Source organism: bacterium (genome assembly GCA_024742285.1).
GTDB lineage: Bacteria > Myxococcota_A > UBA9160 > UBA9160 > UBA4427 > UBA4427.
The window spans coordinates 1-13074 of record JANSYR010000003.1; the positions used below are offsets into that span (position 1 = coordinate 1).

A 13074-nucleotide genomic window follows, 5' to 3' on the forward strand; every position below is an offset into this window, starting at 1 on the left:
CAAGCGGGAGACGATCGCGTTCTCGAAGCGGCGGCAGTCGGCGCTGTACCGGATGGCGATCTGGGCGGTGTGGCGAAACTACATGAAGGATCGGTCGGAGAACCGGAGGAAGGGGACACCGGCGCAGGCGTTGGGGATCACGAGGCGGGTGCTGGAGGTGAAGGACGTCCTGAGTGAGCGGCTGTTCGCGGGGCGGATCGCTTCGGTCCGGGGCTGGCTGGCGGAGTGTTACTTCGGCCGGATCCGGACGCGGGCGATCGAGAACTGCCGAGAGCACCGGGCGAGGTTCGCGATCTAGGGAGTTCGGATGGAAGGCGTCGCCTCGCCGAGGAGTGCGATCAGGGAAGGTGCAGTCCTGAGTCCACGTCTCACGAGATGTGCTCGATTCGACCCGTTCGGGGGGTACCATCGGGCCACGCCCGTTTCGGGCGGGAGGAATCCGATGTCGTTCGTCCGCGCCCTCTCCGCCGTCGCCCTGCTCTTCGCCGGCGGCGCGTTCGCCGAGGACTACTCGCCCTATTCCGGCGAGGACTTCCCGCGCAACGTCTACTTCGGCGATACCCACGTCCACTCGGCGTGGTCGGCGGACGCGGGCAACATGGGCAACCGGCGGATCGGGCCCGACGAGGTATACCGCTTCGCGCGCGGCGAGACCGTCACGTCCCACAACGGGCAGGCGGTTCGGCTGAAGCGGCCGCTCGATTTCCTCCTGCTCTCGGACCACGCCGAGTACCTCGGCGTCATGAACATGCTCGACCAGGACGATCCGGTCCTGCTCGCGACGGACACGGGCCGACGCTGGTCGAAGTGGCGCAAGAACGGGGAGCACCTCAAGGTCTTCGGCGAGTTCGGGCTCGCGCTGCTGCGCGGCGTCGACGCGATCCAGAGCGACGAAGTCGAGGAGACGAACTGGAGTCGGGTCGTCGCGAACGCCGACCGCTGGAACGAGCCCGGAAAGTTCACCGCGTTCATCGGGTACGAATGGACCTCGACGCCGAACGGCGACAACCTCCACCGGAACGTGATCATCGCCGACGACGCGAGCCGCGCGGGCCAGGTCGTGCCGACGAGCTCGATCAAGGATCCGACGCCGGAATCGCTCTGGGCCTGGATGGGGGCCTACGAGGCGAAGACCGGAGGACGCGTCCTCGCGATCCCGCACAACTCGAACGTGAGCGGCGGGCTCATGTTCGCGCTCCAGGACTCGAAGGGGGAGCCGATCGACCGCGCCTACGCCGAGGAGCGCGCGCGCCGGGAGCCCCTCGTCGAAGTCACCCAGTACAAGGGCGACAGCGAGACCCACCCCTTCGTCTCCCCGAACGACGAGTTCGCGGACTACGAGACCTGGGATCGCGGCGCGCTCGGCCGTGCGGGACACGAGGACGCCTACTACGAGTTCGAGTATGCCCGCCCCGCGCTCAAGAACGGACTCGCGCTCGAGGAATCGCTCGGCGTGAATCCCTTCAAGTTCGGCCTGATCGGGAGCACCGATGCCCACACCGGTCTCGCCGCGGGCGGTGAGGACAACTTCTGGGGCAAGTCGACCCGGACGGAGGCGGCCCCCGAGCGTTGGAAGGTGCCGCTCTTTCCGGAGCCGGAGGACGGAGCGGTCGATCCCGCTCACATGCCCGACGACGTGCTCGACCAGTTCGCCGACGAGACGGCGGCGGTCCAGTGGTACGAGTGGGAGATGGCCGCGTCGGGCTATGCCGCCGTCTGGGCGAAGGAGAACACGCGGGCCGCGCTCTTCGACGCGATGCGCCGTCGGGAGACCTACGCGACGACGGGGCCGCGGATGACCGTGCGCTTCTTCGGCAGCTTCGGCTTCGAGGACGGGGATCAGCACACGCCGGACCTCGCACGTCTGGGCTACGCGAAGGGCGTGCCGATGGGCGGTGACCTCACCCGAGTCGATCGCGACGGGGCGAAGGGCTGGCGCAAGGCGCCCACCTTCCTGGTCGCCGCGCTCCGCGACCCGGAAGGCGCCAACCTCGACCGTGTGCAGATCGTGAAGGGCTGGCTCGATTCGAAGGGCGAGAAGCACGAGCGGATCTACGACGTCGCCCTCGGCGGCGACCGTGAGATCGACCGGAAGGGGCGTGCGAAGGCGCCGGTCGGCTCGACCGTCGACGTCGAGAATGCCAGCTGGTCCAACACGATCGGGGCCAGCGCGCTCACCGCCTTCTGGAAGGATCCCGACTTCGACAAAGACGAGCGCGCCTTCTATTACGTCCGCGTGATCGAGATCCCGAAGCCGAGATGGACGGCGTACGACGCGAAGAAGTTCGGGGTGGAGATGCCGGAGGAGGTGCCGATGACGACGCAAGACCGCGCCTACACCTCCCCCATCTGGTACTTGCCTTAGTCCCGGCCGCGGATAGCACGTCGCTTTCGGCGCCTTCTCCCTGCGCGATCCTCGACGTATTGCTTGTTCCCGGCCGCGGATAGCACGTCGCTTTCAGCGCCTTCTCCCTGCGCGGTCCTCGGCGTACGGGAGTACGCCTGCGGTCGCTCCGGTCCGAGGTCGCCGAAATCGACGCACTCTTCGCGGCCTTACGGCGTCGCGGGTGGGCGGCCGTGCGGTCTCGGCTGAGTTCGTCGTGGCTACGGGACGATGATGCCTCGGCCGGGGATCTGGCCTTTGGCCAGGCGGTCGAAGGCGGTGGGGGCTTCGGTGAGGTCGAAGAGTTCGACGTCGTTGCGGAGGAGGCCCTGGTCTCCGAGGGAGACGGCGGCGCGGGTGTCGGCGTCTGTGCCGCCGACGAAGGAGATGATCGAGGCGTTCTTGCCGCCGAGGGCGCCCATGATGGGTTGGTCGAGCTTGCCCTGGTCGGCGCCGACGACGGCGCAGGTGCCGAGCTTGGCGAGGACGCCGACGCCGTTGCCGATCGTCGCGTCACTGCCGACGAAGTCGAGGACGGCGTCGCAGCCCCGTCCTTCGGTCAGCTTCATGATCTCCGCGGCGAGGTCTTCGCGTCTGCCGTCGAGGACTTCGTCCGCGCCGAGCTCCTTCGCGCGGGCCAGCTTGTCCTCGGCGACGTCGACGACGATCAGCCGGGCTTCCGTCAGGATCTTCACGTACTGGATGGCGAAGCCGCCGAGCCCCCCGGCCCCGATCACGAGGGCGGTCCGGCCCGGGCCGAGCTTGTCCATGACGCGTCGAACGCCGTGATAGGAGGTGGTGCCCGCGTCGGTCAGCGGGCCGGCGAGCTTCGGGTCGAGCTTCTCGATCGGAATCAGCGGGCGGGTCGATTCGATCACCACGTAGTCGGCGATCCCGCCGTCCATCCCATAGCCGCGTCCGCGTTGATTCATCTCGCAGGCGTTGTCGTAGCCCACGTCGCACTCGAGGCAGGATCCGCAGCTCCGGGTCGAGACCAGCGCGACCGCCTGCCCCTCGTCGTAGCCGTCGACGCCCGGGCCGAGCCGGTCGATCCAGCCGCCGACCTCGTGACCCAGGGTGAAGGGCATCTGCCAGCCCAGGATGTCGCCCAGCTGCGAGGGCATGTGCGGCATGTGCAGGTCGCTCTGGCACAGTCCGTTGCCCGCGACCTTGATCCGGACCTCGCCGGGCCCCGGTTCGGGGATCGGGATCTCGACCAGCTCGGGGGGCGCCTGCCACTCGGTCAGGCGGAAGGCACGCATCGTATCGGACAAGAGAAGCTCCTCGTGGGGTCGATGGGAGACTGTGGGACGATATCGTAGAGGCGGAATCCCGCCCCGCTCGGAGTGACACCGTAATGAGTCAGATCCTGATCCGAAACGCCAACCTCGTCGACGGAACCGGCGCGCCGGCGCGCCCGGCGGACGTCCTCGTCCGCGACGGATGGATCGCGGAGATCGCAGACGCCGGGACGCTCTCGCCCGAGGGCGGCGAGACGATCGAAGCGGCGGGGAGGCTGGTCACGCCGGGTTTCGTCGACGTGCACACCCACTACGACGGGCAGGTCACGTGGGATCCCGAGCTCACGCCCTCGTCGTGGCACGGGGTGACGACGGTCGTGATGGGCAACTGCGGGGTCGGGTTCGCGCCGGCGAAGCCCGACGAGCGGGGTTGGCTGATCGAATTGATGGAGGGTGTCGAGGACATTCCGGGAACCGCGCTCCACGAGGGCATCCGCTGGGACTGGGAGACCTTCCCCGAGTATCTCGACGCACTGGAGAAGCTCCCGCGGACGATCGACATCGCGGCCCAGATCCCCCACGGCGCCCTCCGCGTCTACGTCATGGGTCAGCGCGGCGCCGATCAGGAGCCCGCCACCGCGGAGGACCTCGAGAAGATGGCCGCGATCGTGAAGGAGGCCGTCGAGGCCGGCGCGCTCGCCTTCTCGACGAACCGACTCCCGGGCCATACGAGCATTCACGGGGAGCCGGTCCCCGGCACCTTCGCGCCGGCGGAGGAGCTCCGCGTGCTGACGCAGGCGGTGGTCGAGGGTGGCGGCGAGATCCTTCAGGCGGTCCCCGCCGGCGGCGGGAACGAGGAAGCCGGGGCGATTCCGCGCGAGGTCGACCTCTATCGTGAGATCAGCCTCGCGACGGGCGCCAAGGTGACCTTCTCGGCGCCCCAGAACCATCCGTACCCCGACGAGTGGAAGGAGGTCATGGCGAAGTGCCATGCGGCACAGGAGGCCGGGGCCCGGGTGATCCCGCAGGTCCTGTCCCGGGGGTCGGGCCTCATGCTCTCCCTCGACACATTCAATCCCTTTGCGTTCACCGAGGCCTACCAGGCCGTAGCCGGACTTCCGTCCGAAGCGCGCGTCGCCGAGCTCCGGAAGCCGGAGGTCCGGAGCGCGATCCTCGAGGCGAGCCGCGAGAACAACCCGAGCATGTTGATCCTCGGGCCGGCGATCCATTCGACCTTCGCGATGGAGGACGGGGTCGTCTTCGAGCCCGACGTGAAGGACTCGATCGGTGCCCGCGCGGACGCGCTGGGCGTCGACCCGATGGAGCTCCTCTACGACACGATGGTGGAGCTTGCGGCGCAGTCGACCGACGGCAAGACCCGGGTCCTCGCGGTCTTCTTCACCGGCTACGCGGAGGGGAACCTCGACGCGGTGGAGACGATGATGCGGGACGAGATCTCGGTCATCGGCCTCGGCGACGGCGGCGCCCACTGCAGCATGATCTGCGACGCGAGCTGGCCCGCCTTCGTCCTCCAGCACTGGGTCCGCGACCGGAGCCGCGGCGCGAAGATCCCCCTCGAAGAAGCGGTCAAGATGATGTCGAAGGAGGCGGCGGACCTCTACGGTCTCGGCGACCGCGGGACGGTCGAAGTCGGGAAGCGCGGCGATCTCAACGTGATCGACCTCGACGCGGTCGAGCTCCAGCTGCCCGAGGTGATCGACGATCTCCCGACCGGCGCCTCGCGAATCGTCCAGCGGGCCCACGGCTTCGATACGACGATCTGCGCCGGTGAGGTCACGTTCCGCAACGGCGAGCCGACCGGCGCGCGACCCGGAAGGCTGGTTCGAGGCAAGCGATAGGCGCCGGGCTCAGACGACGAGCTTGTACGCCTCGCCGTCCCGCTCGATCCGGCCGGCGGTCGGCGTCGCGAAGTGGGTTCCGATCACGAGGCTGCCGGCCTCGAGGTGGCGCGCGTAGAACGCGCGGCGGGTCTCGATGCCCTGCTCGAAGTCGGCGTCGGGAGCGGAGCCCCACTCGGGGTGCGCGAGCTGACAGGGGTGGTGGGTCATGTCGCCGGTGATCACGGCCCGTTCGCCCTTCGATTCGACGTGGATCGAGACGTGGCCCGGGGTGTGGCCGGGGGTGGGCTCGAGTCGGATCTCGTCGCAGACCCGGGCGTCCTGGTCGACGACGTCGATCAGGCCCGCCTCCGCGATGGGATCCACGCTCTCGGCGAACACGATCTTCGTGAAGTCGTCGTCCTCGTTCTGCCAGTGCGTCCACTCGTCCCGGGCGACCAGGTAGCGCGCGTTCGGGAACGTCGGCTTCCACACGTCGTCTTCGAGGAACGTGTTCCAGCCGACGTGGTCGACGTGGAGATGGGTACAGAGCACGGTGTCGATCGACTCACGCGTGAAGCCGGCCCGGTGGAAGTCGTCGAGAAAGGAGGTCTGGAGCCTGTTCCAGAACTTCACGGGCAGATTCTTGTCGTTGCCCACGCAGGTATCGACGACGATTCGGCGCGAGGGGGTCTCGACGACGAGGGCGTGGATGCTCCAGGCGGCTTCCCATTCGTCGTCGACGAAATGCGGGGCGAGCCACGGGATCGTTCTCAGGTTCTCGGGGACGGCGTCCTTCAGGACCCACTCGATTCCCGATTCCTCGGACTCCTGGATGCGCGTGATCCTGACGTCGCCCACTTGCCAGGAAAGGAAATCGCCCATGTTCGTCTCCCTCTGCCCGCTGGCCGGGTCGGGCTCAGGGTATCCGGCTGGCTCGGCACGGCCAGGGTCCTGCCCGGCGCGAGAGGATGCTCGGGTTCCGCGCCGTTCCGTCCGGGCGAGGGGAGGCGCCCGCGAATGCCGGTTCGTCACCGAAACGTCTTCGCGCGCCTACCCTTCCTCGACGACGATCCCCATCGCCGGGCCGATCCGCTCGGCGCGCTCCGGAGAACGCGATGACCGACCAGCTCACGAGAATCACGGACCATCAGTGCACGGCGCCGCCGGCGCGCTACGACGACCTCGAGGTCCTCTTCCTCAACTGCACGCTCACCCGCTCTCCGAATCTCTCGCACACCGAGGGGCTGATCAAAGTCGCCGAGCGGATCTTCCACGCGAACGGCGTCCAGACCGAGTACCTCCGCCCGGTCGACTTCGAGATCCCGGCGGGGCTCGAGATGAACTACGCGGGCCGTGACGGCTACGAGCGCGACGATTGGCCCGAGATCCAGGCCAAGATCGATGCCTGCGACATCCTGATCCTGGGCACGTCGGTCTGGCTCGGCGAGAAGAGCTCCGTCTGCAACCGGGTGCTCGAGCGCATGTACGGATACACCCACCAGTTCAACGAGAAGGGGCAGTATCGCGACTACGGCAAGGTCGGCGCGTGCCTCATCACGGGGAACGAGGACGGCGTGAAGCACTGCGCGATGAATCTGCTCTTCTCGCTCTCGCACATCGGATACACCGTCCCGCCCCAGGCCGACGCGGGGTGGATGGGCGAGGCGGGCCCGGGGCCGTCCTACATGGACGAGGGCTCCGGAGGTCCCGAGAACGACTTCACGAACCGGAACACGACGTTCCTGGTCTGGAACTGCCTGCATCTCGCGCGGATGCTCAAGGACGCGGGCGGCATCCCGGCCCACGGCAACCAGCCGGACGCCTGGGACGCCGGATGCAAGACCGACTTCCACAGTCCGGAGCACAAGCGCTAGGTCTGGGGTCAGGCCGTCGGCGCTACCTGCGGCCCGCGCACGAGGTGGCCGGGCAGGGCGCCCGTGGGCTTGCCGCCTTCGTAGGTCACCTCACCGCTCTTCACGGTGTAGACGTAGCCGTCGATCTGCTGGACGAGGCGCTGTCCCTTCGCCGGGAGGTCGTCGACCATCTCGGGCGCGTGGATGTGGAGCGCGTCGAAGTCGATCACGTTCAGGTCGGCGAGCATGCCCGGCGCGATCGTTCCGCGATCTTCCATGCCGTAGAAGCGAGCGGTCTTCTGGGTCTGCTGGTGGACGATCCACTCGACCGGGAAGCGCTCGCCCTTTTCGCGATCGCGGACCCAGTAGGTTAGCAGGAAGGTCGGCGTGCTGGCGTCGGTGATGAGCGCGCAGTGGGCGCCGCCGTCCGAGAGACTGAAGACCGCCTTCTCGTGCTGCATCATCGTGCGGATGTCCTCGAGGTCGCCGTTCGCGTACCCGAGGATCGGCATGTAGATGAACTCGCCGGCGAGCATCGTGTCGTAGGCGAACTCCGCGGGCGTGACCCCCGCCTCGGCCGCCTTTGCCGCGACCGAGTCCTCGGGGCCCGGCTCGTAGACCGGCGGCGTGCCGAGGGGATACATGCGATCGAAGGCGCCCGTCACGAGCGCGTTCATGCCGGGGACGTTCCCCGCGGCGGAGTCCTGCTCGAGGATCGCTTCGCGGACCTCGGGCTTGCGCAGCTCCGCGAGCCGTTCTTCCGACGAGAGCTCGAGGAGCGGGCGGAAGGCCGGCTTCAGGCGGAACGGGTGGAGTGAGCTGTCGAAGCCGAAGAGCAGGCCGGCGGGACGCTGGGCGACCTGGGGCGTCAGATGTCCGCCTTCGGCCGCGTCCTGGTCGACCGCTTGGAGCAGTCGCTTGAATTGGTCGGCGTCCATCGGATTCTGGAGGCACGCGAAGCTCACGGGCCGACCGGTCTCCTTGCCGAGCCGGCTCATCCAATCGAGCTCCTTGCCCTCCGGAGCGAGGTCGCTCGCGCACTCGAAGACGCCGTGGCCGACTTCACCGAGCGCGCGCCCGATCCCCATCAGCTCGTCGTCCTCCGCGTAGGTGCCCGGGACGACCTCGCCGTCCTTGGCGCGGTGGAGCATCGTGCGGGACGTCGAGAAGCCGAGGGCGCCTGCTTCGAGGCCCTCCTTCACGAGCCGCGACATCTCCTCGATCTCGCCGGGCTCGGCCTTCTCGTTCTTCGCGCCGCGCTCGCCCATCACGTAGGCGCGAACGGCGCCGTGGGGGATCTGGGTCGCGATGTCGACGGAGCGGGGCATCGCTTCGAGGGCGTCGAGGTACTCGGGGAAGCTCTCCCACTTCCAGTCGATGCCCTCGTGGAGCGCGGTGCCAGGGATGTCTTCCACGCCTTCCATCAGCTGGATCAGGAAGTCCTCCTGTCCCGGGCGGACTGGCGCGAAGCCGACGCCGCAGTTGCCCATCACGACCGTGGTCACGCCGTTCCATCCGCTGGGCGTGAGGTGCGGATCCCAGGTGGCCTGGCCGTCGTAGTGGGTGTGGATGTCGACCCAGCCGGGAGCGACGAGGAGGCCTTTCGCATCGAGCTCTCGGCGGGCTTCGCCGAGGTCCTCGCCCGCAGCAGCGACGGCGACGATCCGGTCGCCGTCGATGGCGATGTCGGCCTTGCGTGCGGGGGCGCCGGTGCCGTCGACGACGGTTCCGCCACGGATGATGAGGTCGTGCATGGGTGGGTCTCTCCGGGTGCAGGGTGGGGCGTCCGGCGGCGTGGCCTGCCGGCGCGGGGGATTCCGGGGTTCGATCTCGCCGCCGCAGAATATCAGAGCCTGCCGGGGGCGACGGACCTCCGGGTCAGTCGGCGGTCCGGTCGAGGACTACGCCTTCTTCTTCTTTTCGTAGGGCACCACGTCGAAGCCGGCCTGCTTCCAGCCGGCGAAGCCTCCGTCGAGATGGGCCGCGCGTTCGAGGCCCATCCTGGTCGCGATCTGGCAGGCGAGGGCGGACCGCCAGCCCATCGCGCAGTAGAAGACGAAGCGCTTGTCCTCCTGGAAGACCTCTCGGGCGTAGGGGCTCTCCGGCGCGATCCAGAACTCGAGCATGCCGCGCGGCATGTGGACGGCGCCAGGCAGGTGGCCCTCGCGCTGGAGCTCGCGGATGTCGCGCAGGTCGATCACGACCAGATCGTCGGAGCCGATTTCGGCTTGCAGTCCTTCCGCGTCGACCACGTCGATCTCGGCCTCCGCTTCCTTGATCAACGTCTCGAGCTTGACGCCCTCTCCGATCGTCACTCCGTTCTCCTTCGCCTCGGTGGATGGGGACTCGTCGCGGGCGGGTCGCGCCGCAGATCAGGAGCGTCGCGCGAGCTCGAGGATCTCGCCCGTCCAGGCGCCCGGGGCGATCCCGAGCTCACGTTGGAGGGTCTCGGTCGCCTCTTCGACGGCGCGAAGCGCACCCGCGCGATCGCCCGCGGCGAGCCGCGTGTTCGCGAGACGCCGCCAGGCGCCTTCGTCGTCGCGAGATCGGGCCACGAATTCCTCGGCGATCCGCAAGGCCAGCGCGGCCCCTCGCGAACCGGCTCCGGTGCCTTCGAGCAGCGCGTCGATCGTCTCGGCCGTTGCGAGCCGATGGAGCGCGTCGAGTGATCGGCGCAGCTCCACCACCCACTCGTCGAAGTGCTCGGCGAGCAGGTCGCCGCGCCGGAGCGAGCGCGCGCGCTCGAAGAGCCGCTCGCACTCCGACACGTCTGCGGCGCGTGCAGCCGACCGCATCCCGTCGACCGCGATCCGCCAGCGCGCCACGTCCCAGTCCTCGAGCGCTGCGTCGGCGAGCCCGATCCGTTCGCCGTCGAGGGTGAGGAGTCGACTCGGCGCCCCTTTCTTCCGTCGCGGTTCGAGGGCGTCCCTCAGCTTGCTCAGGGTCGCGCGCAGGTTGTTGCGGCCCTGGTCGCGGGTCGCGTCGGGCCAGAGGTCCGCCTCCACCCGCTCCCGTGGAAGCGCGCGCCCTTCGGCGCAGAGCAGCCGGACGAAGAGCCGCTGCGGATTGCGTCCTCGCCAGTCCGACGTCCCGAGCGTTCGGGGGCTCCGTTCGACTTCGAGACCGCCGAAGCTTCGGACCTTCAGATCGGACCGGTGGGTCGCGACCGAAGGCAGGCCGAGGATACGGAGGTCGCGGAGGTCGAGACCCTCGCTTCGGGCGCGCTCGACGGCCCAGCGGAGGAGCGGCGCGTCGATTTCTGGCGCGACGTCGACGAGTCGGGCGCCACGGTGGGCGCGCCACGCCATCGCGAGCTCCTCGCGCATGCGCTTCTTCTCACCCGCGAGCTCGGCCACCCGCGCGCGACAGGCGCCGACGGCGTGGGTGATCATCGGGAGCTCGACCCGGATCAGCTTGCGGCGTCTCGCGTCGATGGCCTGGAGCGCCTCCTTCGGGTGACCGAGCTCGGCCAGCACGAGTGCGGCGAGGGCGGCGCCACCGGACGACAGCGGTGCCGAAGAGAGCCGCGCGGACCAGGCGGCCTCGTCCTGGAGCAGCTCGAGCGCCGAGCGCGCCGCTTCCAGGGCCTCTTCCGTGCGTCCCGCGCGCTGGAGGGAGCGGGCGAGACGACCCTGGGAGGCGATCCGTGCTTCGAGCAGGTCGATGCGTTCCATCAGGGCGAGGGCATCGGCGAAGTGCTCCGCCGCCGCTTCGAAGGCATCCGCGCGGTGGGCGATCTGACCAAGAGCGGTCGCGCAGTGGCCGCGGTTGAGGGTCTGCCGTGCGCTCCGGAACATGCGGTCCGCTTCTTTCAGCGTCGCGCGGCAGTCGTCGAGATCGAGACCGCGCAAGCCGAGCACGCTGCAGCGCCGGGTCTGCATCGCGTAGTAGCCGGGCCCGTAGAGTCGCTGGGCCTCGTCCGCGCATCGTGCGTCGACCTCGTCGACGAGCTCGTCCCAGTCGCCTCGGGCGAACCGGATCGTCGAGCCGAGGAAGCCGATCCCGGCGCGTTCGCGGGGATGCTGCTCGCTCGCGTCGGCACGACGCAGCAGGCGCAACGCGAGTCGGTAGCGACCCGTGATGAAGGCCGCGTCGGCGAGGCCCATCGAGAGCATTCCCCGCATCCGTGGATGGCGGAGGACTCTCGAGAAGGTGACGGTTCGCCGGACGAGGTCGGCGATCGCGTCGGTCTGGTTCTCGTTGACGGCGACGATCGCGAGGGCGTGGAGCGTGTCTGCTTCGGCCTCGAACTCGTCGGCGCGCCGGTAGTGGTCGATCGCTTCGCGCAGTCGTTCGACGGCCTTCTTCGGGTCGCGTCCGCCCGCGATCACGCCCTCGAGTGCGAGCAGCTCGGGACGGTCGTCCTTGAGCGTGACGGGCAGGGCGGCGAGCGCTTCCTCGGCGAGATCGAAGAAGCCGCGGTCGACCCATCCGCGTCCCTCCCGGACGAAGAGATCGGCGATCCGGACGGTTCGGTCCCCGTGCTGGTAGACCGAGAGCGCGGCCATACCGCGATCCGCCGACTCGAGCAGCTCGCCGAGCCGGTCGTGGAGCGCTCCCCAATCGTCGTCGGAGAGGCGCGCTCGGAGGCGGAGCCGCATCCACTCGGCGATCAGCGGATGGAGCGCGAGCCGTGCGTGCTCGCCCTGGAGCAGCCCCGCTTCGACGACCTCTTCGATCGAGCGATCGTCGGCGACGCGTCCCGCGGCTCGGATCAGGGTCGCCGCGTCGGTGGCGCCGATCAGTGCCGCGATCTCGAGGACGCGAACGGCACCCTCGGAGAGTCCCGACGTCAGCTCGTCGGCGATGTAGCGGAGGAGGTCCTGGTCCTGGGTGAGCTCGTCGAGGAAGTCGTCGCGGCGCTCCGGAGGCAGGTTCGCGAGCGCGCGAAGGGCGAAGCGGATCGCGATCGCCCAGCCTGCCGTCCGTTCGAGCAGCAGGCCGATCCGTGAAGCATCGAGTCGGAGGCCGTGTTCGGCGAGGAGCGCGTCGACCTGCGGGCGCGAGAGCGCGAGGTCCTCGCGAGTGATTACCGTCGCCTCGCCGGCGGCGATCGCCCGCGTGAGCGCACGGGGTTGGCGACCGCGGGTCGTCAGGAAGAGACGCAGCCAGCGGGGTGGCGTCCGGACGAAGAGGTTGACGATCTCCGCCGAGACGCCATCGCCCTCCAGCTGCTCGAGCGCATCGAGGAACACGACGACTGGACGCGCCAGCCGTCGGCCCTCGCAATCGATCAGGGACGCGATGGCTTCCGGCTCAGGTTCGCCGCCGCCGACCAGAGCACGCCGGACGGTCGATCCGAATCGCTCCGCCCCTTCGAGCGTCTCGGGGAGCGCATCGGCGATCGCGTCGACGAGATCGCCGACGAAGAGCGCGGGGTCGCGGTGGAGTCGGGTGATCGAGAGCCAACCGACCCTTTCGTCCCGGTCCTCGAGGGACGACTGCCAGTGGCGGGCGAGGGTGGTCTTGCCGCTGCCGCCCGGTGCCGAGAACACCGCAATGGGCCGCTCGTCCAGCGAGCGCGAAGCGTCGATCAGCTCCTGTTTCGGCGCGTACTTCATCCCGACTCCTGCCGTTCGCCGATTCTAGCAATCGCGCGAACGGTCCAAGTGACTGATTTCGCGAAGTTTTCGTAGTTGCGCACGAGTAACGGACGCGGGGGACGGTTTCGGGGTCGGGGCGTGCGAGCGCGCCGGCAGGCGATCCGCAGCGCGGGGGCAATGGTGCTCCCGGGCGGTGGGCGCGACGGAGTCGAA

General features: G+C 69.1%; 9 protein-coding genes. 4 read left to right on the forward strand and 5 right to left on the reverse strand.

Going from position 1 to position 13074, the window contains the following annotated elements; translation table 11 throughout:
- Both NXI30_06515 and NXI30_06520 read left to right on the forward strand, forming a co-directional pair.
- Positions 1-298: hypothetical protein (locus tag NXI30_06515; protein MCR9093848.1), on the forward strand; the 298-nt coding region annotated here is incomplete at its 5' end.
- A gap of 144 nt (positions 299-442) precedes the next feature.
- Positions 443-2365, forward strand: a complete 1923-nt coding sequence (locus tag NXI30_06520; protein MCR9093849.1) for a DUF3604 domain-containing protein — start codon at positions 443-445, stop codon at positions 2363-2365.
- Between the two features lie 239 nt (positions 2366-2604).
- On the opposite strand, the gene NXI30_06525 is transcribed toward NXI30_06520, so the two are convergent.
- A complete protein-coding gene (locus NXI30_06525) occupies positions 2605-3657 on the reverse strand; it encodes an NAD(P)-dependent alcohol dehydrogenase (GenBank protein MCR9093850.1) in 1053 nt (350 codons plus the stop codon).
- Between the two features lie 83 nt (positions 3658-3740).
- On the opposite strand from NXI30_06525, the gene NXI30_06530 reads away from it, so the two are divergent.
- Positions 3741-5483 (forward strand): amidohydrolase family protein, encoded by a 1743-nt coding sequence (locus NXI30_06530; protein ID MCR9093851.1) that lies wholly within the window; start codon positions 3741-3743, stop codon positions 5481-5483.
- A gap of 9 nt (positions 5484-5492) precedes the next feature.
- Here the strand turns inward: NXI30_06530 and NXI30_06535 are convergent, their stop codons facing one another.
- The gene (locus NXI30_06535) at positions 5493-6347 is read right to left on the reverse strand and encodes an MBL fold metallo-hydrolase (protein MCR9093852.1); all 855 of its coding nucleotides are present in this window, start codon (positions 6345-6347) and stop codon (positions 5493-5495) included.
- Between the two features lie 233 nt (positions 6348-6580).
- Between NXI30_06535 and NXI30_06540 the strand changes: the two genes are divergently transcribed.
- Positions 6581-7339 carry a flavodoxin family protein gene (locus tag NXI30_06540; GenBank protein MCR9093853.1) on the forward strand — a complete coding sequence of 253 codons (759 nt, stop codon included), beginning with the start codon at positions 6581-6583 and terminating at the stop codon, positions 7337-7339.
- Between the two features lie 8 nt (positions 7340-7347).
- Here the strand turns inward: NXI30_06540 and NXI30_06545 are convergent, their stop codons facing one another.
- From NXI30_06545 to NXI30_06555, 3 genes are all read right to left on the reverse strand, one after another.
- Complete coding sequence (locus NXI30_06545) at positions 7348-9072, reverse strand: amidohydrolase family protein (protein MCR9093854.1); 1725 nt, start codon at positions 9070-9072, stop codon at positions 7348-7350.
- A gap of 147 nt (positions 9073-9219) precedes the next feature.
- On the reverse strand, positions 9220-9633 hold the full coding sequence (locus NXI30_06550) for a rhodanese-like domain-containing protein (protein ID MCR9093855.1): 414 nt from the start codon (positions 9631-9633) through the stop codon (positions 9220-9222).
- A gap of 57 nt (positions 9634-9690) precedes the next feature.
- Positions 9691-12879: a hypothetical protein gene (locus NXI30_06555; GenBank protein MCR9093856.1), complete on the reverse strand. Its 3189-nt coding sequence runs from the start codon at positions 12877-12879 to the stop codon at positions 9691-9693.
- Between the last annotated feature and the right edge of the window lie 195 nt (positions 12880-13074).

Bases quoted from the DNA above. Each gene is read 5' to 3' on its own strand.
- NXI30_06520 (MCR9093849.1), top strand. From the start codon at position 443: ATGTCGTTCGTCCGCGCCCTCTCCGCCGTCGCCCTGCTCTTCGCCGGC.
- NXI30_06530 (MCR9093851.1), top strand. From the start codon at position 3,741: ATGAGTCAGATCCTGATCCGAAACGCCAACCTCGTCGACGGAACCGGC.
- NXI30_06535 (MCR9093852.1), bottom strand. From the start codon at position 6,347: ATGGGCGATTTCCTTTCCTGGCAAGTGGGCGACGTCAGGATCACGCGC.
- NXI30_06540 (MCR9093853.1), top strand. From the start codon at position 6,581: ATGACCGACCAGCTCACGAGAATCACGGACCATCAGTGCACGGCGCCG.
- NXI30_06545 (MCR9093854.1), bottom strand. From the start codon at position 9,072: ATGCACGACCTCATCATCCGTGGCGGAACCGTCGTCGACGGCACCGGC.
- NXI30_06555 (MCR9093856.1), bottom strand. From the start codon at position 12,879: ATGAAGTACGCGCCGAAACAGGAGCTGATCGACGCTTCGCGCTCGCTG.